The sequence below is a fragment of the Catalinimonas alkaloidigena genome (assembly GCF_029504655.1).
Taxonomy (GTDB): domain Bacteria; phylum Bacteroidota; class Bacteroidia; order Cytophagales; family Cyclobacteriaceae; genus Catalinimonas; species Catalinimonas alkaloidigena.
Genome location: NZ_JAQFIL010000001.1, coordinates 4,294,836 through 4,320,037 on the forward strand (window position 1 = coordinate 4,294,836; position 25,202 = coordinate 4,320,037).

At 38.7% G+C, this 25,202-nt stretch carries 17 protein-coding genes, 1 tRNA gene and 1 pseudogene; 7 read left to right on the top strand and 12 right to left on the bottom strand.

The window, feature by feature from the left end:
• From OKW21_RS17510 to OKW21_RS17545, 8 genes and pseudogenes are all read right to left on the bottom strand, one after another.
• Positions 1 to 936, bottom strand: a complete 936-nt coding sequence (locus tag OKW21_RS17510) for a glycosyltransferase (RefSeq protein WP_277481517.1) — start codon at positions 934 to 936, stop codon at positions 1 to 3.
• A gap of 15 nt (positions 937 to 951) precedes the next feature.
• Positions 952 to 1,110, bottom strand: a pseudogene (locus tag OKW21_RS32755) (DapH/DapD/GlmU-related protein); the annotation flags it as partial.
• A gap of 389 nt (positions 1,111 to 1,499) precedes the next feature.
• Complete coding sequence (locus OKW21_RS17520; RefSeq protein WP_277481521.1) at positions 1,500 to 2,783, bottom strand: ABC transporter ATP-binding protein; 1,284 nt, start codon at positions 2,781 to 2,783, stop codon at positions 1,500 to 1,502.
• A 46-nt stretch (positions 2,784 to 2,829) separates the two neighbouring features.
• Positions 2,830 to 3,678 carry an ABC transporter permease gene (locus OKW21_RS17525; protein WP_277481523.1) on the bottom strand — a complete coding sequence of 283 codons (849 nt, stop codon included), beginning with the start codon at positions 3,676 to 3,678 and terminating at the stop codon, positions 2,830 to 2,832.
• Positions 3,679 to 3,692: 14 nt separating this feature from the next.
• On the bottom strand, positions 3,693 to 5,993 hold the full coding sequence (locus OKW21_RS17530; RefSeq protein ID WP_277481525.1) for a tyrosine-protein kinase family protein: 2,301 nt from the start codon (positions 5,991 to 5,993) through the stop codon (positions 3,693 to 3,695).
• 11 nt (positions 5,994 to 6,004) lie between these two features.
• Positions 6,005 to 6,766: a polysaccharide biosynthesis/export family protein gene (locus OKW21_RS17535; protein ID WP_277481526.1), complete on the bottom strand. Its 762-nt coding sequence runs from the start codon at positions 6,764 to 6,766 to the stop codon at positions 6,005 to 6,007.
• A gap of 1,006 nt (positions 6,767 to 7,772) precedes the next feature.
• A complete protein-coding gene (locus OKW21_RS17540; RefSeq protein ID WP_277476848.1) occupies positions 7,773 to 9,146 on the bottom strand; it encodes an IS4 family transposase in 1,374 nt (457 codons plus the stop codon).
• Positions 9,147 to 9,745: 599 nt separating this feature from the next.
• Positions 9,746 to 9,973, bottom strand: coding sequence for a hypothetical protein (locus OKW21_RS17545; RefSeq protein WP_277481528.1), 228 nt, complete (start codon positions 9,971 to 9,973; stop codon positions 9,746 to 9,748).
• Positions 9,974 to 11,050: 1,077 nt separating this feature from the next.
• Here OKW21_RS17545 and OKW21_RS17550 point away from each other — a divergent pair.
• A complete protein-coding gene (locus OKW21_RS17550) occupies positions 11,051 to 12,490 on the top strand; it encodes a hypothetical protein (RefSeq protein WP_277481530.1) in 1,440 nt (479 codons plus the stop codon).
• Positions 12,491 to 13,035: 545 nt separating this feature from the next.
• Here the strand turns inward: OKW21_RS17550 and OKW21_RS17555 are convergent.
• The gene (locus OKW21_RS17555; protein ID WP_277481532.1) at positions 13,036 to 13,449 is read right to left on the bottom strand and encodes a response regulator; all 414 of its coding nucleotides are present in this window, start codon (positions 13,447 to 13,449) and stop codon (positions 13,036 to 13,038) included.
• A 301-nt stretch (positions 13,450 to 13,750) separates the two neighbouring features.
• A complete protein-coding gene (locus tag OKW21_RS17560; protein ID WP_277481534.1) occupies positions 13,751 to 15,229 on the bottom strand; it encodes a trypsin-like peptidase domain-containing protein in 1,479 nt (492 codons plus the stop codon).
• Positions 15,230 to 15,507: 278 nt separating this feature from the next.
• Here OKW21_RS17560 and OKW21_RS17565 point away from each other — a divergent pair.
• The 6 genes from OKW21_RS17565 (at position 15,508) to OKW21_RS17585 (ending at position 19,149) form a co-directional block, all read left to right on the top strand.
• Positions 15,508 to 15,581, top strand: a tRNA-Asn gene (locus tag OKW21_RS17565).
• A gap of 162 nt (positions 15,582 to 15,743) precedes the next feature.
• Positions 15,744 to 16,106, top strand: a complete 363-nt coding sequence (locus OKW21_RS17570; RefSeq protein WP_277476278.1) for an ISAon1 family transposase N-terminal region protein — start codon at positions 15,744 to 15,746, stop codon at positions 16,104 to 16,106.
• A gap of 61 nt (positions 16,107 to 16,167) precedes the next feature.
• On the top strand, positions 16,168 to 16,476 hold the full coding sequence (locus OKW21_RS32760) for a transposase (RefSeq protein WP_420870092.1): 309 nt from the start codon (positions 16,168 to 16,170) through the stop codon (positions 16,474 to 16,476).
• A complete protein-coding gene (locus OKW21_RS17575) occupies positions 16,449 to 17,081 on the top strand; it encodes an ISAon1 family transposase (protein WP_420870093.1) in 633 nt (210 codons plus the stop codon). Before OKW21_RS32760 ends, OKW21_RS17575 begins: the two co-directional genes overlap by 28 nt.
• 527 nt (positions 17,082 to 17,608) lie before the next feature.
• Positions 17,609 to 18,379 carry a hypothetical protein gene (locus tag OKW21_RS17580; protein ID WP_277481537.1) on the top strand — a complete coding sequence of 257 codons (771 nt, stop codon included), beginning with the start codon at positions 17,609 to 17,611 and terminating at the stop codon, positions 18,377 to 18,379.
• A gap of 266 nt (positions 18,380 to 18,645) precedes the next feature.
• Positions 18,646 to 19,149: a DUF4494 domain-containing protein gene (locus tag OKW21_RS17585; RefSeq protein ID WP_277481540.1), complete on the top strand. Its 504-nt coding sequence runs from the start codon at positions 18,646 to 18,648 to the stop codon at positions 19,147 to 19,149.
• A gap of 9 nt (positions 19,150 to 19,158) precedes the next feature.
• Here the strand turns inward: OKW21_RS17585 and OKW21_RS17590 are convergent, their stop codons facing one another.
• Positions 19,159 to 23,583: a S8 family serine peptidase gene (locus tag OKW21_RS17590; protein ID WP_277481542.1), complete on the bottom strand. Its 4,425-nt coding sequence runs from the start codon at positions 23,581 to 23,583 to the stop codon at positions 19,159 to 19,161.
• Positions 23,584 to 23,774: 191 nt separating this feature from the next.
• Positions 23,775 to 25,184 carry a Glu/Leu/Phe/Val family dehydrogenase gene (locus OKW21_RS17595; RefSeq protein WP_277481543.1) on the bottom strand — a complete coding sequence of 470 codons (1,410 nt, stop codon included), beginning with the start codon at positions 25,182 to 25,184 and terminating at the stop codon, positions 23,775 to 23,777.
• Positions 25,185 to 25,202 lie beyond the last annotated feature (18 nt).

Genomic DNA, 25,202 nt, shown 5'->3' on the forward strand with positions numbered 1-25,202 from the left:
TTATGTTGTTGTAAGACCTTCATACATTCCACATGCCCCTTTCCATTTGATATAATTACATTCACTCTTCCATGCTTTAAGCGAAAAATAAGCTTTCAGTTTGCGGGGCAAAACACTCCATGCTGGAATAGGTTTCCATGGTGAAATATTATGATCAATAAGAAGCTGAACCCATGATCTAGAAGAGTGATAATTCATTCTAGCTAAATAACTAGATTCTATACGTTTTTTGGGAATAATATGATCTACAACTAAACTAGGAAAATATCCCACTTCCCAACCTTCTTTTATTCCAATAATTACAAGTTCGTTATCTCCACCTGAACTCAATGATTTACCCTTGCGATCAGTAATTTTTGATATACTTTCTTTTCTAAAAGTAGAATAAGAATTAGCAACTTTTTTTCTTAAAACCATTCCAGTTCCAATAGGAGCAAAAGTAGGATATGAATTAAACTCATTATTTTTCACTTTATTATGATAGTTAGATAGTATTACCTTATCGCCTAAGTTTCTACAACCTAAAGCAATATTGATATTATGAAACCAATCCGGAGGAGCTTTTTCATAAACAGGTAAAGATTTTCCACCTGCAATACCCACGTTCTTATGTTTATTCATTATCTCAATTGCATTAATTAAGTAACCTCTATCCAGAATATTATCATCGTCTACTAATAATAAAATATCAGCCTTAGCATTTTCAAAACCTTTCAATCTAGCATAAGTCAAACCAGGCTCATCTTCTTTTACTATTTTCCAGTGTGGATGCCAGTCAAAGCTTAAAGATGAAATTGTATTATTAGTTGATGCATTATCGATAATTATCAGCTCCCAATAACTTAACGGAAGAGATTGTGCCTTTAAACTATTTAAGACTTTCGTTATTATTTCAAGTCTAGGATTAAACGTTGGGATAATCACAGAAATTTTCATAAATCTTGATTACTTTCTTTTTCTAATTATTTTCGCTGGTATACCTGCAACAATAGAATAAGAAGGAATACTTTTAGTAACAACTGCACCAGCTGCAACAACACATCCATTGCCAATTGTTACACCTCCCAGAATTGTTGCACCAGCTCCAATCCATACATCATTTCCAATACTCACAGGCATTTGAATATCAGGACAGGATTTTATGTTTATATTACGCTCAGGTATAGTATGATTACTTGATATTATTTTTGTATGCATTGAGATCAATGTATTATTCCCGATTTTTACTCCTCCATGCCCATATATGACAGTATATGGACCAATAAAAGTACTTCGCTCAATTTCAATTGAACCTCCCCAACATTCAAGAATTACTCCAGTAGTCAAAATACACCTCTCTGCAATCTTTAGCTTACCTTTATCTTTATTGTTAGCTCCTGTTTTAAGTTGAACATTTCTTCCAATAGTCACACTTGGATCAACTAGAATCCCTTTCAAATTAAAAAAAGAAGCTCTTAATAGAAAAAAATAATTCTTGTATTTATTTAATTTCATCTCTATCAGTATTCATTGATCAAAAGCACTTTATTTTCTACGACTTGCCATTTAGCATCAACATACATTGAGCCTACCAAACTTGATGGTAGTATTTGTTGTCTATGAAAATATTCTGATGAAGAATACTCAAAACCAATTATATCTACTTTACTGTCATAATCTTTGCTAGTATCCCCAAAATATACCGATAATATATATTCCCCCGGGAGTAAATTAGGATCGTCAATTGTTACACATATAATACCTGATTTCCAGTGAGATTTATTAAATCCCTCAGGATGAGTACGGGTATTTGTCCCGAAAACCGGAGCACCAGAGTTATTCTTCACAATAATACCTGCATTAGGAATAATATCAAATGGGGAGTTGAACTCTACACATACTTTTAAAGAATTCTTTCCAACTGTTGGGCTTCCTTTATCTAACTCAATTGAAACAATTGAAGGGATATTTGGCTGTGGGGAAAACTTAATTTGATTGCTAAGTTGGGCTGTTTCTTGCATATATGCCTCAACAGCCTCATTAACTTCTCCATTAAACATCACTTTGCCATGTTGCATTACTATTGCTGTTGAACATAAATCTCTAACCGAGCTCATATTATGACTTACAAACAATACTGTTCTACCTCCTTCCCGACTAACCTCCTGCATCTTACCAATAGCTCTTTTTTGGAACTCAGCATCCCCTACGGCTAATACTTCGTCAACGATTAATATTTCTGGTTCGAGGAAAGCTGCTACCGCAAATCCTAAGCGTACTTTCATTCCAGATGAATAGCGTTTTACCGGTGTATCCGCATATTTAGCACAGCCGGCAAAGTCCATAATATCATCAAATTTTTTATCTATCTCCCGCTTGGTCATTCCTAATATGGTACCATTAAGATAAACATTCTCTTTACCAGTCATTTCAGGATGCATACCAGTTCCTACTTCCAAGAGAGATGCTATTCTCCCTCTGGCTTTAATAGAACCAGTAGTAGGGGCAGTAATTTTAGAAAGGAGCTTTAGCAGGGTTGATTTACCTGCTCCATTTTTTCCAATGACACCTAATACTTCACCTTGTGGTACTTCAAAATTGATATCCTTCAACGCCCATACCTGCTCCCCTTTTTGGGCCTTTTGTGTACGGTCATTAACCTGTCCTACAGTAGCATAGGGATCATGTTTACCTCTCATTCTAGCCCACCAACGATTAAGGTCATGAGAAATCGTGCCTGTACCTACTTCTCCTAGTCGGTATAGTTTGGAGAGATTTTCTACTTTTATAGCTGCTTTTTTCATCTTGAAGTTTATGCTTTTAACTCTAAATACATGAATGACACCTACTTTAAACAGTATCCATAAAGGTCTTCTCAGTCTTGTTAAAAATGATAATCCCTGCAATAAGCAATACTAAAGTGAAGATTAGGCTATAACCTAACTGAGCCAAGTTGAAACTCCCAGCACCTAGCAAAGCATAACGAAAACCTTCAATAATGGGAGTCATAGGGTTAGCAGTAATAAGAAATTTATATTTTTCAGGAATAGTAGATACAGGATAGATAACCGGTGTCGCATACATTAACAACTGTACCCCAAACTGTATTAGAAAGTTTAAGTCCCTATATTTAGAAGTTAAAGAGGTGAAAATTATCCCACATCCTAAACTGAGCCCTGCCATCAGAAGAATAAGTGCTGGTAAATAAACTAAATATGCTGTAGGCATGATATCATATCCCTGGATAATGAAATACAGATATACTATCAAAAAGAAGCCAAACTGTATTCCGAACTTAATTAGCCCGGAAACAATTTTTGATATCGGCATGATAATACGGGGAAAGTACACCTTTCCGAATATGGATTCATTTTCTTTAAAGGTCTTGGAAGTCAAGGTAAAAGTTTCGGAGAAATAATTCCATAATACAATACCCGACAGATAAAACAGTATCTGAGGAAGACCGTCAGTAGATATCTTAGCGATTCTTCCAAATACCAAAACATAAATAGCCGTCATCATGATGGGTTGCACAATATACCATATCGGCCCCAATACAGTTTGTTTATACACTGTGACTACATCGCGCCTGACAAACATGCTTAGCAAATCACGATAACGCCACACTTCACCCAATTGAAAATCCAATAAGCTAGCCTTAGGTTTGATAACAGTATCCCACTGTTCTTCTTTATGCATCGTACTTATCATTGTTATATATTTATTCCCAGAAACTTCTTTTTCTTATTACCATAGCTGTAATAATACTGATCATACCCATAGCGAGATTCTTTGGCGGGAACCCCATTATACAGTATCACCGCATTGCTAAGATTCTTTTCTCCCATCAGTTCGTTGAAGAGTTGCATTGAACTTCTAGGGGTATAGCCATGCTTTACTACAAATAAAGTTAGATCTGCCTGACGGCTAATTTCTAAGGCATCTGAGAAAATACCCATGGGTGCTGTATCTAAAATAATATAATCAAAATCCTCATTTTTCAGGTCTAACAGCAATGATTCCATCCTGTAATTGATTAGTAATTCTGAAGGATTAGGCGGCAACGCACCTGAATTAATCACCTTAAGATTGGCAAGGTCTGAAGTATTGACTACTTCTTTGTAGGTAGCAAAACCTGCCAGGTATTCACTTAAGCCCTTAGGATTCTGATAATATTCCTGATGCGCATCTGGTTTTCTCAAATCTGCATTGATAAGCATGACTTTATGGTTTGCCAGTGCCAGTATATATGCTAAATGCTGTGAGCAATATGTTTTACCTTCCCCACTCACGCATGATGAAATTGTAATCACCTTGCCTTTATTACTACCTATCAAATAATTCAAATTCGACCTCAAGGTACGAAAAGCCTCTGCCGTAGCTGTATCAGGCTTTATATCTGAAAGCCTTCTATATTTTTCTTTGTAATTGGGTATTGAACTAACGATGGGGAAGGATGAATTAAGCAGGATATCCTCCTTAGAGGTCACTTTAGTGTTTAAAACTATAAAGAGATACATCAAGCCTAGCGGAGCAATAGCTCCTAATAGTAATGCTAAAAGGTAATTTTTCCTACTATTTGGAGATACCTGGGGACCTGCTACTGTGGCACCATTCACCATACGATAATCTGAGGCATTACCCGCCAGTTTGATGGACTCTTCCATCTTTTTCTCCATCAATAGCATGTAAAGATTTTCACTAAGTCCATAGTTGCGCTGGATACTGATCAATTCTCTTTGTGCTTCCGGTACTTTTTGTAATGAAGCATACAATTTACTTAGTCGTTGATCAATATTCTGAATGGTAACATCATTCGCTCCTCTTAGATTTTCCACATTGGCCATAATGTTGACTTTCAGTTCCTCAATTGATTGTTCTTTTTCAATCAAAATGGGGTTTTTATAGCGTTTTTCAGAAGCTATAGTATTTACTTCTATTTGTGTACTTACTAATTCAGATACGAACTCATTTAATATAGGGTCGTCAATACCCATAGTTGCAGGAATCACTACCTGATCTATAGCTTGTTCATTTTTCAACGTTTTAATCAGGTAATCATAATACTGATTAACCATTAGCACTTCAGCTTTACGCTCTTCCAACGTTTGCACTTTACTATAAATCTGGGCTGTTTCAGCATCCAGGTCTATACTATTATTTTCATCTTTAAAATTAACCAAACGAGATTCTATCTCTTGCAGCGTATCTTTATTGAAATTAAGCTGCTGGTCAATAAAATTGATAGCTTTTTGGTGGTTAAGATTCTTTTCATGCAAATTGATATCACTAACATTCTTCATGTAAGCATTTAAAAAAGCTATTTCTTTCTCAGGATTACTACCCAACAGGGAGATTTCCAAAATAGAAGAGTTAGACACCAATGGATGAACCTGAAGCTTTGCCATGTATTGTCTGGTCAGCGCATCAGCAGTAGCTACTTCAAATGCTAAAATATCCTGAGTTGACAGGCTCTGTTTAGCAGTAATTGTAAAAACGAAACCATTAATATTTTGCTGCTGTCCAAATACACCTTGACTTACATTTTCCTGACCAAAATACAATTCATAGTTCTTTTGATCTATAACGTTTACACGTATCCTTTTACCATACGGAATATTTTCAGATTTAAGCTGGTCAACCGTTAATTGGATAGGGCTATTGCCATATAGTTCAGTTGTTTTAACTACCCCTTCTCTAAAATAAGCTACTTCAAAATCCAGATCAGCAATTGTTGCTGCCACATACTGATATGACTTAAGGAGTACCGTTTCATTAGTCAAATTGATATTATTGTTTGAGCTATTCTCAAAAATCAAGTCAGCATAGGTCATACTTTTTTGAGGATCTTTTACCATTAAGCTTGCTTTTACTCTATAAGTAGGTGTGCTATATCTGTTAATGGCATAAGCTGTAAGCAAGGTGAGTATTACGGACCCCAAAATCAAATACCAGCGGTTTTTGACGAGTCTGAGTAACTTTTGCTGAATGAGTTTATTATCTTCTTGTTGCATAACTTATAGCATTACATTAATAACCTAATAAGCACAGCAATACCTCCTACTGCTCCCAGAACAGAAGATATTACAAACAACTGATTTTCTCTGAAGGAACGGGCCGGTAAAGGGTCCACGACTAAAATGTCCTCCGACTGAAGCTGGTACAGCTCAGTATTGATCAACTCATCATCTAACAGATCTACCCGATGCACCGTAAGCACTCCCTGATCTTTACGCATCAACCTGACATTAGAGCGATCTGCATAAGTGGAAAGGTCCCCGGCATGGGCGATGGCTTCCATAATATTCATTTCCCTTCCTATGATCACATACCTTCCAGGGTTATTAGCTTCGCCAAGTACTGAGAATATAAAAGGTGTCTGGAGCGTAATTCTTACTAAAGGACTTTTAAGATAATCTTCCAGTAAATCGCTGATTGTATCCTGGGCTTCCTGTATGGTATATCCAGCTACTTTTACTTTTCCAATGGCCGGCAGTTCTACCATACCTTCCCGGTCTATGACAAATTGATTGTTGCTTTTCCCCTCTCCCCCTTCTCCTTCTGGAGGTCCACTGAAAAAGTTAAACTGTCCGGGAGTAAGGCTGAATATATTAAGTGAGATGACATCTTTAGGCTTTAGTGCATACTCCTTGTCCTCATAGGTGAAGGTTTTCTCCGGCATGGCTACCTGACTGGGCTGTAGATAGATCAGCTTCTCACGGGGCACACATCCTCCGATAAGGTAAATGCATACAATAAACAGTAAGGCAGTTTGTATTTGCTTCACTTTATAATTGTCTAAGGTTTAGGACAAAATTTAAATGCTGGATCACCGTAGCCACCTTAACTTTCTCAAGCGCTAAAAAGCTTAATAACCAGCATTCTTATTTACTCAGTTCAATATTATAACTTACAAATTGTCTTTAGTTGACATTGTGTCACTTTAAGTTACATAAGCAAGTTTTCAATTTCTCCGTCTGATGATATCTTCTTTTTTCAGGACTTTAAAAATATAACGAAATACATAATATAACTTTAGCGCTATTGATGTATGATTTACATATTCAAAGTAAAAGTTAAATAAAAATAAATATTAAAATATTTAAATAAATACCAGGTAAAAATTAATTAACCGCTAAAACCATATTTATCAATATTTCCTTTCATTGGATATTAGAGTGTACACATATATGGTGATCCGTTAAAAAAGGCTCAAAAAATTTAAAAAAACGCTCATAATGTTAGAAAAAAGTACCTGCTTAGTTTAGACACCTCTCTAAGCGAACATTTGTGAAAGAAATTATAACCTATGCCATATTGAAATACTTCAATAATGGTTTTTTATCAACTGTAATACTGATTTTATAAGTAATATATTCACTTTTGAAGCGAAACATCAAAAATAAGTTCTTATAAGCAAAAAATGGGATTGTGGCAAAAGCATTAAAATGCAGATTGTTTTAAGGAATTAGATTATTTTACAATGATGAAAACCATCTCCATAATTTTTCTTCATGACTGGTCACAGGCAGCCTGGTCTAGGTAATTAAAAAATAGCCCCAACTACAGATACCAAGTGATATGAGGATTGGCCAGGTCCGTCATAGAAAGTACGCTCTCCATTATCATCACCTGAAGCGATGGTGGAACCAATTGTTTTATGACTTTAAGTCTACTTTAAAAAGGCTTGAGTACACTTTATAAGGGACAGGATTTGAAAAAGTGGTGTAATAGTAGCCAAGAGGAGCGAGAAGGTGTAGTAAAGCATGCATTAAGCAACTAAGACTAAGAGCTTATCCTGTCTCATAATTTATCTGCGAAGCGAGAAGGTATCCATGGCAGAGTTGAGAGAAGATGGCCCACCCTCTCCACATGGTTTTTTCTCCAGGGAAGGGCTGCTTTTTAGTAGGCGTAAACCCGGCCAGGGCAGCGATGATGATCAATGCCTGCTGTACACTGAGTTCTTTTCTGCCACTATGCTTTTCTAAGACTTCTATTTGTAGCGGTTCAAATATTTTCTCTGCAGCTAATTGGGCACTTTCTGCTGCCAGATGCTTAAGCCAGATCAATTGCCAGGCTACAATACAGAGCATAGCAATGGCATGAGATAGTCGTGTGAAAGTATCAAACTGTAGCTTTTCTATCTGCATACCACTCTTCAGCACCATATGCCAGCGTTCAATCACCCATCGTTTCCGGTAATAATCTATCATCAGCAAAGCAGCAGCTTGATCTTCTATATTGATGGTAGTGAGTAAATACCATAGCAGAGGCGGTTCGCTGCGCGGTTCTTCTCCTGCCGGAGTATGTGTTTCTTGAGCTACTACCACCCATAAGTCAATATCTTCTCCTTTTTTATAAGTAGGGACAGGGCATGTGATCTTACCCCAGCTTACCTGCAGCTTAGCATTACGCTCTTTTCTCTTGCTGGTCCTGGGCAGGTAAACTTCTACTTTAGTAGTATTGGGAAAAACCACTTCTTTAAGAAGCATCTTTTCTTGCTCATAATGCACCTTTCGGTTGAGATGATGTGCCCTGAAGAGTAATTCTACATGTTTGGAGCGGCGAGCAGCCATGTACTCATAAAAATCAGATTCTCTGTCGGAGATTACGATCACCTTCTTGGCTTTAGCTAAATGCTGATCCACCCACTGTAGGGCTTCTACCCACCGATAACTTTCTTTTTCTTCTAAAGGATAAAACTGCACCTGCTTTGTACGTCCTGTGGATTGGGGAGGCCACAGCTTTTGTCCTACCAGGCCCAAAGCCGTTCCCTGCTCACTCAGAGCCATGGCCGTATGCAGGCAAAGCCCTGGATTTACATGACTGCCGCCTAAGTCGCCCAGACCTTCAGTAGCGACATGACTGGCATAATTCAAGTCTGTTGTATCCTGACTCACCAAAACCACATCCTGGTCGGCACAGCGCTTGCTCGTTTGCCTATAGTGGCCGTAGCTGACGTCTACTTCCTGTTTGGAAAATATCCGCCAGGCTGATTTACGGAAATTCTCTCCTACTGCACTACTAAAGGAAAGCTCAGGGTTAGCTAAAAGACGATCAGCCATCAGTGACAAACTCTTTGCCTCGCGTTTATCTTCTACTGCACTTCCCATAAACTCTTGCATGCCCCAACTCTCTTCCATCTGTTTACCTCCCTTTTTTTTCAACCTAATTTACAACTTTTATAAGACATGAATAGGACTAAGAGGGAAAGCATGGCTAAAAGACCGGGAATATATAAAGGACAAAATTCAGCAGAAAGTTGAGCAGGATGGCTATTCATTAAATTAGTCAGTAGACCAGGCATAAAAAGTAGTCTGGGAGTTATTTGAAAGAAAACGACGACTACTTCCTGGTAAACCCCTACAGGGCAAGCCCATGAGGCATTACCATTTATTACAATAGCTTAGGTTAGTGATCTTTTTCAGGCACTTGTATTTTTTTCCTTGCTTTGACTTAAACGTTTTCTGCTATTATATTCTCCACAACTAGCCGTTCTACTGTATTTGCAAAATACTCTTTACCCCAAAATTAACTCCCCTAAGTTAATTCTTTGCCTAGCGACATTTCTTGAATTTTTCCCTGTCAGTCAAGCTCTTTAGCATAGTCACGATTTTAGCCACTATATAACCAAGTACACTTGAGCAAGAAAATCAATCTCGTAACGCGCTCAAGCGCTGCACAAACAGCTTATCAAACGTAGGCCGGACCTTTTACTTCTGTCAATATTATAACGTCCGATGGTGTCCACTATATTTTGCACTACTTACTTATATACTAAAGCAAAACTGTTAAGTTGTGGCGCTTGCCTCGGGGCATGCGCCCTTTCTTTGATGAAAAGCTTCTCGTCAAAGTGAAAGCCAATAGATTGGAAATGCAAAACCTGTATGTACAGAAAACCTATGAGGTAATAAGGAAAATGCCTGCTGTAGTAGTCACCTACTCTCTTATCCTTTTTATGGATTTCAGTAGCATAAAAGAAAATCACCATCATAAAAACATAGCTGTGCACAAATGAGCAACTTGAGAAATGAATTTGACCAGTGGAAACACCATCTACAAAATTTTGTAGTTTCTGAACTAACTGATCCGGTTTATTGAAGAAATTATCCTCGAGATAAATAGAAAGTACTACAAGTAAACAAAATGTACTGGCGTATACATTTATTATTTAATTCAATAACATACGGACTTTCATACAGCTTAGTGATTTCTCTTATTCATGGTTGTTTTTTTAAAATTCTATTCTGACTTCCTGTACAGTATATAAATTCAATTAATACCTCTACGCACTGTTTTCAATATAAGTATTCAATAATTATTTCAAAGCTTCTACTAATTAACTCCATCATACAAGCTAATTATCATCACTTAAAATGGGATAAGGTACTGTTGTATTATCGCGTAAGATATTGGTGTTTTTCACAAATTATTGGCGCTACTGAGTTTCTCTCATATGTATTTAGTTACTTAAACTGTAATGGTGGGTTCTTACTATTTGTTCATATTATAATACTTACACCTAGAATGAAAGGAAATTTATTTTAGTGTAGAAAGCTTCTTTACAGTGCTTTATTTGGACTTTTTCTAATAAAATTAAGTTGTTAAACCTTTTGCTTTATGTCTTTCTTTACAGGAATAGTACAATCGTTTAGCTGGTTTAAATATTCAATTTTTTAGAAAGATATATCACAAGTAATATATGTGTTTAACACAAACTAAAACCAATACTTCTCTGTACTTACTACCATATTCACCACCTTAGTTTGCTAAATAATGAGCAGAAAATATAATTGTGAACGCAAAACATTACACGCACAATGTTTTGCCTTTAATGGCGTATTTTCTACTCATTTATCAGAATTATGATATAAAAGTTGGTAAAAATTATAAAATAAATAGTTGTATAGCTTTTTATAGTTATCTATTAATCAAACATTGCAAAATTTATTACCTCTACTCTACCACAAAAAATTCGCACCAAAATGACCTGATTGCTAGAAATAGCAAAATTTACTTATTATTGTTTTGTCAAATTTCTTAGCAAGAACTACAACTCAATATTATACAAATGGCTAAGCTCAAAAACATTATTAGACAGCTTTCTGACTCAGATTACATCTCTATACATGAGTCATTGATGGAAAACAGTGCTGAGAAATCGGCTCACCTTCTTAAGGCTATGCGGGAAAGATCTTTATCTGATAACAAAATTATGGATGAATTAGGTGTAAACACTAATGCGTATTACACCTTACGCTCTCGTCTGAATCAGAAGATAGAAGAGTACCTGCTCCAGCAAATGGAGAACCCTCGTACAGACCTTATCAAAAAAGTTGCAAACATCAACGAGGTAATCTTTACTAAAAAGAAGGCAATAGCCATAGCAACACTCAAGAAGATTGAAAAGGAACTTCTGGATTACGATCTTCCCAGTGAGCTTACTGTTGTGTATAAAACACTTCGTAAACTTCATATCAATACTCCTGATCATTTTACTTATTCACAGCTATATAATAAGCACGTAGCTTATATGCTGGCTGTAGATAAAGCAGAAGAGATGCTTTCGCAATATTTCAAAAAGTATGGAGAATACTCACTCTCACGTGAAGAAACCGGCAAATTGGAGCTGAATCTTCTGGCTGAGGAAATGAATAACCTTTGTAACTTATATGAGTCTCACAGGCTTTATGTCTATCAAAGCTGCCTAAATGTTTTTCATCGCCTTTTCGTAGCGGAAGAAATACACGAAAGCAGCGACAAGGAACCTATTGAGGATATTCTAGATAGAGTCCATAACGTCCTGAACTCTTATTACCTGGATTCTATTTACCACCACCTGCAGCTTACATACGAGCTTCTTCGTCTGGAGTACTACAACCACTATAAAGTATACCGCAAAGCAGAGGATTACTATGAGGAAGTAAATGATGCAACCTCTACCCTACTTACTAATTACAGTTTACATACCTACCCCGCTCAGTACCTGATCAGTAAACTGGAACGAGCAATACGGGTTGGTGAAGAAGAGACACTTTATGAAGAAAATGAACTTCTCTTCCATGACTTTGAATGTGACTTTGACGACATTCCTAAGTATGTCACTTATGTAGTCTACCGTTCTTTGTCCTGCTTCTATGTTCAAAAATACAGTGAGGCAGCTCGTTGGATCAACAACCTGTTGAATGAAACCAGTCTCAAGAAGTATCCTTATGCTCAACTGGAAGTAAAAGCTATTCTAGCGCTACAGTATTGTCTGATGAACGATTACGACCTGTTCAATCAGCTTACCAACAGTATCCAGCGTCAGGTTAGAATCCTGGGCAAGGATAATAGCGAGTCTATCGTAATCTTTACTAAAATACTTAAGATTTCGGTTTCTGATGTGAAGCGTGATAAATACAACAAAATTAAGGCACTGGTAGAGAAATTCAACCGATTTGAAATGGTTAACTTTGCACCTACCAAGCTTGTAAAAATGGATGAAGCTTTCATCAATCGTCTATGCTAAGCCTGAGTATTTAAGCTAAGAATTCACCCTGGAGTTTCCCTTCAGGGTTTTTTTATGTTTGATGCTTAAATACATCTCTTAAAGTTTTGTTCAATAATTGTTTATAGCGGTATTAATAGTCTTAAGAATGACTCGCTCACCAGCTTACTTTAGTCATTCCCTTTAAACGAGGCCTCTCAAGCGTATACATATTGAAGGACTTAAGCCTGAGTATCACCATAGGTTTACTGTAATTAGGAGATTATGGTATAGGTCATAGGGTTTCAAAGACTAAAGTGTCCCTCAGGTAAGAGCGAAGTAATGCCAACAATTTTATAGCCGGGGCTTGGTGTCAGTACGCAAGGGTAACTGCTGTCTACCTAAGCAAAGCACTAGGCTGAGCACTACTAAAAAAACGTTTTACGCCGGCTCCTGATAAAGCATATAAAACCAGTTGAAGATAATATAAATAAGGGCCGGTAACACGTGTCTCTGATTGCTATAGGACAAAAAAAACCACACCAAGTTTTGGTGTGGAAAAAAAATAATACGAATTCTAAATAATATTAAACCGCTAATTTTTCTAAATTCTTCTGAGTCAAAGGTTTGTTGATATACTGCTTTACACAAGCATATTTATGTGACTTATTGACATCCTGAGGGTTAATTGACGAAGTCAGCATAACAATGCTGCAATGCTCTTTAGTTTCGTCGGCTAATTTGTCAAATTCATCCAAAAACTGAAAGCCATCCATCAAAGGCATATCAATGTCCAGAAAAATCACCTCAGGAAGAACAGTCTTCCCGTTTTCACCCAACTTTTCAATATTTTTCAAAAACTCAATTGCACTTTTTGCACCAGAGTGTGTATAGATATGATCGCTGATATTAGCAGCTTCTATCATTTTTTGATTGATGAGATTATCAATTTCGTTATCATCAATCAACATTACAGCGCGATGTTTCTTATCTTCTGACATATGCTTCGCTAACTTTTGTGGCTTAAAATTTATTAAGGATTATATTAAGTACGAATAAAGTAGAATTTAAGCAAAAGACGAATTTTCATGCTTCTTCTTTGTGCATTTATGATGCAAGTTATAAGATTTTCTTAAAAAAAATTTAGCAATTCCAGAATATACTTACTTTCATAATTTATAATTATACACATTATTTGTATTACTAATTATATATATCTGCACCAGAGTACAGAATTAAAGTAATAGTAGCAAAAAAAAAGCACCTTATAGGGTGCTTTCCGGGTAAGATATTCAGTGAAATTTACCATCCGTAACCATAAAAGGCATGCTCTCCATCTGGAGTAACCCCCTCAATCAGGATACCACCACTTTTATCTTTCATTACTTCATTAAGTTGCTCAGCATTCATTATTCGTTCATGGTCAATTGAGGTGATGACAAAACCTTCTTCCAAACCAGCATCAGCCCATTTTCCCTCACCTAAATCCACAATCTGAGCCCCTCCGTTGATCTCAAGCTTCTCTAGTAGGTCAGCAGGAGGGGTAATAAATAAAGAGCCTTCCATCTCTACCTCTTCCTGACGTTTAACAACTTCTGTATCACCCATTGTATTTTTAAGCGTAGCATACACTTTGCTCAATTCTCCATCCCTATAATAAGTAACTTTGACCTGATCTCCCGGGCGATTTCTTGCTACCATTTCCTGCAGCTCCGCTACATTAGCTACTTTCTTTTCATCAATTTCCATGATCACATCTCCTGGCCTGATGCCTGCCTCTGAAGCAGCACTTTCCTCAGCCACCCCCTGTATATACACGCCTTCTACCATCCCCAGCCCCTCTTCCTTAGCCAGACGAGCATCAACATTGACAATGGATACACCGAGTAGAGCACGCTGTACAGTACCAAACTCTATCAGATCGTTCATCACTTTCCGCACTAATGAAACAGGTACAGCAAAGGAATAGCCTGCATAAGATCCGGTAGGTGTAGCAATCGCGGTATTGATCCCAATTAACTCTCCTCTCAAATTTACTAACGCTCCCCCACTATTTCCCTGATTGACAGCGGCATCCGTTTGAATAAATGCTTCAATCTGTCGGTTATTTCTATCATGAAGTATATTGATATTGCGTGCCTTGGCACTTACAATACCAGCTGTAACTGTAGATGTAAGTGTACCGAATGGGTTCCCGATAGCAAGTACCCATTCTCCAATGTTCATATTATCCGAATCACCAAAGTCAACATAAGGAAGACCTTCTTCATCTACTTTAATCAGCGCAAGGTCGGTAGTGGGGTCAACTCCTATAACTTCGGCAGTGTACATCCGGTTGTCATCTAAAGTAACTTCTACTTTATCCGCATCCTCAATAACGTGGTTATTGGTCACTATATATCCATCCTGAGAAATGATTACGCCTGATCCTGAGGAACGAGACGGACCTCTTCTTTCTCTACGTTCGCGGTCACCAAAATAATCCTGATAAAGCTCTTCCAGTGGGTTAGAAAAGCCAGACCCTTGTCCTGAACCATTATACGTAGAACGGATAAATACTACCCCTGGCTTTACTCTCTCCGCAGCATATACGAAGTTTATGCCATCTGGCACAGCAAAAAGAGTATCCGAAAGGTATTTAGAAAGCTGTACATTCCTTTCATTCTGTAATGAAGCCGTTTGAGCGGTGTCATCATCAAAATACTGTACTAGACCTACAGCTACTCCTCCTCCGAGTAATGCTGCCAATATGATACCTAAAAAAAACTGTGTCTTATTCATGGTGGGGCTTATCAATAGTCAAAATAATTCGTATTACAACATGTAAATTATAACGTGATCTCAGAAGATGTGTTATCAGCAGAGTGAAAATAATACGTCTGTCGCGAATCAACCGTTTATCTGTTAATATAAAAAAGCAATGCTATAATTGTTGTAAACGGAAAACATTTTTTTCCTTTTTCGTAAGTATTATCATAAGAATAATGTAAAAAAATTTCCCTTAGAGTTGCATAATAATTTAGTCCATACTAATATTGCAATCCCATTGAGGAAAACACTCCTCCTTAGCTCAGTTGGTTAGAGCGGCTGACTGTTAATCAGTAGGTCCTTGGTTCGAGCCCAAGAGGAGGAGCAAATATTTTAAACATTGAAAATCAAGCACTTACCATATCAGTAAGTGCTTTTTTTTATTTGCTTCGCTTATAAGCTTTTGTACTTCATGAATCAAAAGGGATCAAGCTTAAAAGTTGTGGGGTAAGTTGTTAGGGTATAATTTAGCCGTCAAAAAGAATCATTGGATAAAGCTATCATTTCTTTGTTTCTACCGGATGGGATGCTTGACTATTTTGAAGTTACTTCAGTAGAAAAGACAGAAGAGAGCTACACTATTAGTTTAGCAGAGAAGAACCAGCATCCGGAGGAATATGCAGGTGAGAACCTCATCTCCAAAGGCTATTTTGCAGAAATTACTGTAAAAGATTTTCCCATACGCGGTAAAGCCTGCTATCTGAAAGTAAAACGCAGAAGGTGGTGGAATGAAGATACAGGAAAGGTAGTTTTTAGAAACTGGGAATTGGTGGCTCAGGGCACGCGAATGACTATGGAATTCGCGTCTTTTTTAAAAGCATTGCATCGATACCACACCGGTAAGCTGTAAAAGCTTAGGCAACTACTTCCATATAAACGGCAAGTTATTAGAAGAGCAATATGCTGCTCATTTGAGTGACTACAGGCATTGGGATCAGTTAGAGCATGCCGAGGATTATGTTGTTTTTCCTGAGAATGTTGGTGAATATATCACTATTGATGAAACAGCAGTTTCACAGGGTGAACTTTACACAGTGATCACCAACAAAGCGGCCAGGGGGAATAAAGGCTGCCTTATTGCAATGATCAAGGGTACTAACAGTGAACGAGTAAAGTCTATCCTGCTTAGAAAGATCCCATTAGAAAAAAGGAGGCTGGTCAAAGAAGTCACCTTAGACATGGCGGCCATTCCATGGGGGCCAGTATGGAACAGATCGTGACTAAGACATTTACCAAAGCTGTTTTAGTCACCGATCGTTTTCATGTGCAAAAACTGGCTTATGAAGCAGTTCAGGAAATGAGGATAGCTTATCGCTGGGAAGCTATTGAGCAAGAGAACCAAGAAATGGAATTGAGCAAAGAAGTAGGCAGAACCTTCGTTGCCAACAGGTTAGAAAATGGTGATACTCCTAAACAACTACTGGTCAGGAGCAGGTACCTGCTCTTCAAGGACAAAAGCAAATGGACGTCTTCCCAAGTCCACAGGGCAGAAATCCTGTTCAAACTCTATCCACAGCTTGAGCAAGCTTATGAATTAGCTCAAAAGCTAGGACATATATACCAAAACACTAAAGAGAAAGGTGTCGCTTTCACCAGACTGGCCAGATGGTATGATCAGGTAGAAAAAGCTGGCTTTAAATCTTTCAATACAGTCTCTAGAACCATTCAGCAACACTATAAAACTATCTTAAACTTCTTTGATAGAAGAAGTACTAATGCTGCTGCTGAATCTTTCAATGCCAAAATCAAAGCTTTCAGGTCACAGTTCAGAGGGGTGAGAAACATTAGCTTCTTCCTCTACAGACTTTCCAAAATCTATGCTTAGTACTACTGTCCCCCAGATTTGTTGCTTGATCCATCAAAAGGTAATGGGTTTACTGATATCCTTTTTGAAAAGATCGTAAATACCAAAGATCTGCCCATAAGGTCTTATGCCTTATTGGTTCTAGCTTGCCATGTAAGTCAAAAATGCATTCGCATCACTTAGCTGCTCATTTACCAATACGTAACGGAAATCGATTCATCACCTTGGAGAAAAATGATGTAACTACTGCTCACCTTATCAATCCAGTAATAGATTGGCTGTTTACAACCATAATCAGCAAGCATCATTTGAGTTTATTGTATTAGTATAAGTTTCGTTACTAGTGACTATCAGCGTCTGAGCAGATTGGTAAAAATCCCGTGCTTATTTTAACTTTTTGACTCTTGTGTTTCTCCTTATCGCAACACTATTATTAAAGCTTTATCCACTCGAGACTGAATCCAAAATTTATTTTGTCTCGAAATGTGACTTGTTGACATATCTATAGTCATAATGGTATACCTATTAAAATTGAGATATAAATAATCATGAAAGCCAGAAAAGTATTGCTAGTTGGTATGATGATATTCATCAATACCTTATTAGTGTATGGACAGGATTACCGTCCCGTAGAAAAACAAGTCCAACTGGATAAACAAATTGTGAATGCTTGGGTGGTTCAGATAGATGAACCCATGGAGCCCTTCAAGAAAAGTTACTCCAAGTATGCTAAACAGCAGTTAAATGTAAAAGTTAAAAAGTCTGGCAAGCACATAATGGCTGCTAAAGAAGTCACTATACCTCGTTTTTCCCAACAGCAGGGTGACCTAAAAGCCAAATTCTTTACTATTGGCGGTGAAACTACTTTAGCTATTGTTTTTTTGGCAGATAATGATACGCCACTCAATAGTGTGGACAATCCTATAGAAATGTACAACCTGCGCAACTATACCAAAGACTTTGTAAAATACTATAAGACAAATCACTTTCAAGAACTGATAGCTGTTGATAAAAGAAACAAAGATAAGTTGGTGGCTGCCTTGAAAAAAGATAAAAAAGAATACAAAAACCTTAGCAAACGTATCCCTAAAGTTGAAGCGTTAATCTTATCTGAAAAGACCAAGGAGACTAAAAAAGTTACGCTGAAGAACGAAAATATAGATAACCGTTCACGTATCCTGGCACTGGATAAAACTATTAAAAACTTAGAAAATGAAATTGTCAGCATAAATGAGAATATCGAGAAAAACAGCTTGGCAATCAGTAATCTGGAAAAACAGTTTGCTGCTATGGAAAACCCTCTGGCTACTCAGAAATGAAATTTCCCCGCTATCAATACAATGTTCCTGTCGTCTGGCCTGATACTTTTTATGTTTGGCTAATCACGCTTGACCGCATGTGAATTAAAAGAAGTGGAATTATCTGAATATCAGATAATTTCCTAACTGCAGCTAAAGCTTATCTGGGCTTCAACAACAGCCAATGTTCATTTTACTATTCTTGAAAAGTATCAGATTTCATTAGCCTGTTTTGACGAATCGCTTTACCTTTGCCGACCATTGTAAAACTTAAAAAGGAGTATGGCATGAAAACATGGTTTGTTTGTAAAGTAAAGTATCAAAAGCAGGATGAAAAGGGCAAAGTCAAAAATGTGGCCGAGCAGTATCTGGTAGATGCCGTTTCGTTTACAGAGGCAGAGACCCGCATTTATGAGAAGATGGGCGAATTGATAGAAGGTGATTTTTATGTATCAAACATTAGCAAGAGTAACTTTACAGATGTCTTTCACTATGAAGATGCTGAAACCTGGCATAAGTGTAAAATGACTTATACGCTGGAAGTAGAAGGCTCGGGAAAGGAGAAAAAAGTAACTAACTATATTCTACTGACCGCTCCTGATGTCAAAACTGCATATGACAGGGTCTATGAAAGCCTGAAAGGTATGTTGGTTGACTTTAGAGTACCTGAAATTGGTGAAAGCCCGATCCTGGAAGTATTCCCTTATGAAAGTAATGTAGAAGAGAAATGGCAGGAAGCGCCAGACAATTTTGAACCGATTACTACTGAAGAGGGCGATCGTCAGGTATAGGGTGAATTGTTAAAGCCCATTTTGTATCATTAGTTTTCGTATAAAGCGCTTATCGGCACTTCTAAGTTCTATAAAATATAGGCCGTTGGGTAGCTGTTGCTGGCTCAATTCATGTAAATTGACTTCCAGCGGAGAACGAGAATATTTCAGTTTTTCCTCACATAATGCTTTGCCTTGTCTGTCGTACAGGTGAAGCATTATTTCTTTGTTATACCAGAGTACATTTGACAACCAAAAAATGCCACCCGTAGGATTTGGGTAGATACGAAGATTAACATCTTCCGGATTACCCTCAGTAGAAGTCACATTGATCACAGTGAGTAATTTGCTGATGATATTAGAGCAACCCTCACTGTTTCGGGCAATAAGCCTGATCTGGTAAACACCCATAGAATCGTATTGCTGACTCACTCGCTCTCCCCTGTTTATCAATTGGCCATCCCCCAGGTCCCAGGTCCAGCTGATGTTGGTTGCCTCTTCTTTCAGGGCTATCCCTTGAAATACCACCTCACGTCCTTCAGATAGGTAAACTGTATCAGATGAGATATTGAAGTCTGCAAACTTGTTAATAATCACTTGAATGGGACTTACCTCACTTTCTTTTAAACTATCTATATTGGTAATGTAGTATGTCTTATCCATATTGAGCTCACCTACGTTCAGGCTTTTGCCCTTGTGGATAGGCTCCTGCAGCGAGGAATCCTCATAAAAATAAAATACTTCTCCATTAGATGGACTTAGGTTTACTGATTCTCCACTGCAAACCTGTTGAACTTTGAGTTGGGGTTTAGGGCTCTTTTTCAACACCAGCTGCTTACTCACCTTATGCTCACAGGTAGTTTCATCTTCAGCGGTATAAGTAAGCGATACATAAATATTTTCTTCATTTTCATGCTCAGCTGAATAATCATAAATCAGCGTATCAGATGTACCTACGACTACACCATTTATCTCCCAAATAAGGTCAGTCAATTCGGTAGCGTCAACATCGTTTGGCCAAAATTTGAGTAAGTATTTGCTTGCCTTGGAGAGAGAAAGACTGTGTTTGATATCTACTTTTGGTTGAATTACCCTGATATTGACTGGCACAGCCGTACTGGGATAACTTGAGGCATTATTAACGATATAGTATACTGAATCGTTAATCAAGGGGTCAGTGGTAAAACTGTCTCCACTATAAAGTAAATGATCAAGTAACTTATCTCGATATACTTTCAGTTGATCTGTATTGCTGGCAGAAATACTGGCTGGCGAGCCATAGCAAATTACCTGATCTTCAACTATCGGTTTGGGCACCCGCCTTACCACGGTAAGCGTTTTCAGCTTGATACTTTCACAACCTGCACTGCTCAGCACACGCAAACTAATATCGTACTCTCCTTCTTCCTGATACTGCACTGAAGGGTGCTGTTTACTGCTTTCAAACCCATTACCAAAATTCCAATGCCATGAAACCGCATCTGTACTGGTATCTTCCCATCTCAGGGTAGCCAGGTTTTCACTGTTTAAGAAAAGCGTATCTTGCTCGTATGTTCCCAGGTTCACTGACTTAAGACGAAATGAAGCCTGGGGCTGTAATATTTTGATCTGAACCTGACTGATAGGACTTTCGTATCCTTCATCAATTTTCGCCAGATATATAGATGTATCTCCAGCAAGCACAGATGTTGTAAAGCTGCTGTCTTCTGTCAGTAGTACAGTACCCAGCGCATCTTTATAAAAACGATAAAGGCCACTGTCTGAGGGTTGAACAACGACAGTACTGTCTACACATGCATAGATAGTCTCACTTACAGCAGGATTATTTCTGTAATCAATGTATTGCGCTTGCGCTGCCTGCGTTAATTCCTGTAATTCTGCCAAACTTGATGCAGAGAGTAAAGCAAAAGCTACGTATTGATGTTGGGTAGGTGGTAATGTATCCAGTTCCGCACCCACCATATGTGCTACATCATTTCCACTGCCATTTACCCCTGCTTCAGCTTTACTTATCCCCTGTGAAATCCAGGAGTAACGCACAGAATCAGAAAATGGACCTTCCAGATCTGCCACATTATTGTTTGCATTAAGCTTATCAATGGCTCGGTAGATGGGTGACTGACCGCTTAACAATGCTATCCCGCTATAAGTATTATCATCATACACATAACCTAATAAACTTGACATATCCCAGCTGGCCTTATTTTGCGAAGCATTTCCAATATCCCAGTCAGCAAACATCGCACTCATCAGATTGAATAGTGAATCTGGGCCACCGTTGATCATTCTGTATTCCGAGATAAGATACTTTTGTCCATCACCAGAAGTATTCGTAAGCCACCGTTGCTCTACGCTAAGATTGATAGGATTTTCAGCCCCTTGATCATTAAATACTGAGCTGAGTACAATATCAGCTTCAGAAGAATGGTCAAAGCGTATGTTTTCTGTCTTTTCAAAATCCTGGCTGTATGAAACATCGGTAAAATCCTGAATAGTATTGTCCGACAGGCTATCATTTGAAGTGCCAATCATCAGACCAATGTGTTTTGCCAGTGTATCTCCCTGATAAACAAAACCATGGTTTGAGATACCTTTTCCTATATCGCCATTACTCCCAATGGAAAGTCTGATCTTCCCATTATCTAATAATGGCTCATCGGAGGAAGATACGATATAAAAATACTGATAGTCTGTGTACCCATCATCTTCAAAAACCAGGCGAAAATAGATTTGCTCATTACCAGGTAAGTCTTCGTGCAGATAGAGGCTGAATGCATTTTCCCCGCTTTGGATGCTCCCCGAGTGGATGCTCCCCGAGTGGATGCTCCCCGAGTGGACACTCTCTAGTGTATCTAATGTTCCGATAGTAAATACAGAGTCCAGCATGCTTACATATGCTGAAGGTGACGTAAGTGTCACCTTTGCATCCGCGGATGTTTGGCTGAGGTAATTGGTAAAAACAGCTTCAATATTTAAGGTATCGCCATAAAAAGCGTAGGCACCGACATGATTTCTATAGGTAAAGGCAGACATTCTCAATGCAGGTGTTTCAAACGCATTCAGTGCTTTCCCCATATTCAAACGTCCCCTACCCATCTTTTCCAAATGCTGCTTATTGCTCCCCACATCATAAATGTCATCCGTACTTAACCGTATCTTTTCCATGATCTGTAAAGCATTAAGCTCCGGATAGTGAGCCCTGAGCAAAGCAGCAGTACCCGCTACTTGTGGTGCAGCCATAGAAGACCCTCCTGAATTAGCATAAGCATCATCGTCCCGGGTGGTGTAAATGTTATTTCCCGGTGCAGCGAGATCTACAAAATAGCTGGTGGTTGTGACCGAACGATGTTGGTCATTTGCATCAGTATGGGTTACTGACAATACGTGATTAAAGGATGCAGGGTAAAAATCTTCAAACTTCCCACTGTTACCTGCAGCTGCTACCACCACTACATCTTTTTCCAGCACAGCATAATCAATCATGTCCTGGCCAAAATTTGAAAAGGCATTGGCACCTCCCCAGGATAAGTTGATTACTTTGCAGCCCATATTCGCGGCATAAGCAATAGCTTCATACCCCTGATGAAAACTTCCGTCAGCCGTTCTGAAAATTTTGATAGGTACGTATGAGGAGTTGAAACCAGCTCCGCTTATGCCAATTTTATTATCAGTAGTACCTGAGGCTATGCCTGTTACCTGAATACCATGTATATTTTGGTCGGCTGTTGGGTCATTGTCATTATCCGCAAAGTCCCAGCCCAGGTAGTTGTCGGTTAAACCATCTTCATCATCGTCTATTCCGTTGATAGGATCAAGCTTATTTTCCCAGAGATTATCTGCCAGATCCTGATGCCCGAACTCAATACCGGTATCTAGTATGCCAATGCGTATAGAACTGTCCCCTTTTTCTATCGCCCAGGCCTCATAGGCATTGATAAGAGAAAGATAATCCTGTGCCCCTCCTGACTTAGCTGCCCCAGGATCATTAGGCACATATTCACCTGCATGGGTGCCCAGTGGTTTTAGCAGGTAATAGGGCTCTGCGTAGGCTACGTTTTCCAGCTGTAACAAACGCTGGATGGCTTCATTCAGGTCCTGGCCTTCCTGTAGGTGAATTTTATAAATATTTTCCAGATGTACCTGCGTTGTAACCTCACGTGCTTTCTGGCTTTGGGCATGAGATAAATAGGCAGAAGGTACGGCCGACTCAATGGATTGTATGGGAAGTAAAGATGCTATTTCATCTAAATGATGGTCAGGTGCAGGCTGTCTTGCATTAAACGCTTTAGCACTAGAATAGGTGTCTCTGAATTTGACAATAAGGGTATGTGGCGCATAATCATTGGCAGTAATTCCTTCAGGCCAAGAGAACTCACGGATATGCTGTGCAAAGCACATGCTGTGCATCATTAGCAAACCACAAACCCCTATGCTCAACCTAATAAAAAAGCCCATAGCCCTGTATTAATTTACTTAGTAAGAAGACGACTCCTTATTTCCTGAATGCTTTGTATTCACTTGGAAGCTTTCAGGGCTAAATTAGGAGTATACCCAACACTAAGTCTGACTAAATCTAGCAAAATACTACATGAGTTGAAATATTTAGCGGGCTGTTGGCTGACTATAATTTTACGATTTTCCGTTGATCAAGGGAAAATTCCACGGTCAATGTAGGAAAGCGCTATCTTCTCTACCGAACTTACGAAAGAAGCTGTTCTCAAATCAGGTATCTCTTTAGCTTTCATCAGCTCACGGGTATCATGATAAGCAGAAACCATAATCTCTTCTAAGCCTGAATTGACAATATCCACCTCGCCGGGACCAGTCTCCATCAGCTTATGCTGAGTCTCTGACAGTTTATTGCCTGTAAGCTCTTCCATGGCATGCAGAATACGACGATTATTCACCTCTTCATAGCGCTTATCCATACGGCCAAAAGATACCCTGGACAGATTTTTAAGCCACTCAAAGTAAGAAACCGTGACACCACCCGCATTCAGGTAAAGGTCAGGAATGATCATTATATTTTTCTCCAGTAGTATAGCTTCCGCCCCTTTAGTAACCGGTCCGTTAGCTGCTTCTGCCACGATTTTAGCTTTGACCCGAGGTGCATTATCTTCGGTGATCTGGTTCTCTAATGCTGCAGGTATCAAAATATCGCATTCGTATTCCAACAGTTCCCTGGCATTTACAATACTCTGTCCTTTCTGATAATTTACTATGGATCCGCTACTCCTTTTAAGGAGGATGAGCTCTTCAATATCCAGTCCGTCAATATTATAAATCCCTCCGTTATACTCAGCTACCCCAATGATTATGGCGCCTTCTTCCTGAAGAAACTTTGCAGTATGGTAACCTACATTTCCTAAGCCCTGTAAGATAATTCTTTTCCCTTCCAGACCGGTATTCAGGCCGATAGCCTTCATGTCTTCAGCCACACTTACTGCTTCCCGGATACCAAAAGATACTCCCCTACCGGTAGCTTCGGTTCTGCCGCGAATTCCGTGTAGTGAGATTGGTTTACCTGTTACACAACCGTAGGCATTAATTTGCTCAGGAAAAAAGGTGCTATAAGTATCAGCAATCCAGGCCATTTCACGCTCTCCGGTACCATAATCAGGAGCAGGAACATCCAGGGCTGGGCTGATAAAGTTCTTTTTAATCAACTCAGAAGTATACCTGCGGGTGACTGATTCCAGTTCGGAAGCTTTATATTCTAAAGGGTTGATACAAACACCTCCTTTAGCTCCTCCAAAAGGCACATCCATCAAAGCACATTTAAAGCTCATAAGAGAGGCCAGGGCCATTACTTCGTCTTCGTTAACATGTCTACTGTAACGAACACCCCCTTTGACAGGTAGCCGGTGATGAGAATGCTGAACCCGCCAGGCCGTAATCACCCGGTAACCACCATGGGCCAGTTTGATGGGAAAATTAAACTTATATACACTGTTGCACTGCTTGATCTGCTCTATGAGACCCTGAGGGTGGTCTGTATAGACGGCAGCACGGTCTATATAACTACAGACGTCTCCAAAAAAACTGTAATCGCTCATAATATTGGGTTAAGAGTG

Bases quoted from the DNA above. Each gene is read 5' to 3' on its own strand.
- OKW21_RS17510 (WP_277481517.1), bottom strand. From the start codon at position 936: ATGAAAATTTCTGTGATTATCCCAACGTTTAATCCTAGACTTGAAATA.
- OKW21_RS17520 (WP_277481521.1), bottom strand. From the start codon at position 2,783: ATGAAAAAAGCAGCTATAAAAGTAGAAAATCTCTCCAAACTATACCGA.
- OKW21_RS17525 (WP_277481523.1), bottom strand. From the start codon at position 3,678: ATGCATAAAGAAGAACAGTGGGATACTGTTATCAAACCTAAGGCTAGC.
- OKW21_RS17530 (WP_277481525.1), bottom strand. From the start codon at position 5,993: ATGCAACAAGAAGATAATAAACTCATTCAGCAAAAGTTACTCAGACTC.
- OKW21_RS17545 (WP_277481528.1), bottom strand. From the start codon at position 9,973: ATGATGGTGATTTTCTTTTATGCTACTGAAATCCATAAAAAGGATAAG.
- OKW21_RS17550 (WP_277481530.1), top strand. From the start codon at position 11,051: ATGGCTAAGCTCAAAAACATTATTAGACAGCTTTCTGACTCAGATTAC.
- OKW21_RS17555 (WP_277481532.1), bottom strand. From the start codon at position 13,449: ATGTCAGAAGATAAGAAACATCGCGCTGTAATGTTGATTGATGATAAC.
- OKW21_RS17560 (WP_277481534.1), bottom strand. From the start codon at position 15,229: ATGAATAAGACACAGTTTTTTTTAGGTATCATATTGGCAGCATTACTC.
- OKW21_RS17575 (WP_420870093.1), top strand. From the start codon at position 16,449: ATGGGGGCCAGTATGGAACAGATCGTGACTAAGACATTTACCAAAGCT.
- OKW21_RS17580 (WP_277481537.1), top strand. From the start codon at position 17,609: ATGAAAGCCAGAAAAGTATTGCTAGTTGGTATGATGATATTCATCAAT.
- OKW21_RS17585 (WP_277481540.1), top strand. From the start codon at position 18,646: ATGAAAACATGGTTTGTTTGTAAAGTAAAGTATCAAAAGCAGGATGAA.
- OKW21_RS17590 (WP_277481542.1), bottom strand. From the start codon at position 23,583: ATGGGCTTTTTTATTAGGTTGAGCATAGGGGTTTGTGGTTTGCTAATG.
- OKW21_RS17595 (WP_277481543.1), bottom strand. From the start codon at position 25,184: ATGAGCGATTACAGTTTTTTTGGAGACGTCTGTAGTTATATAGACCGT.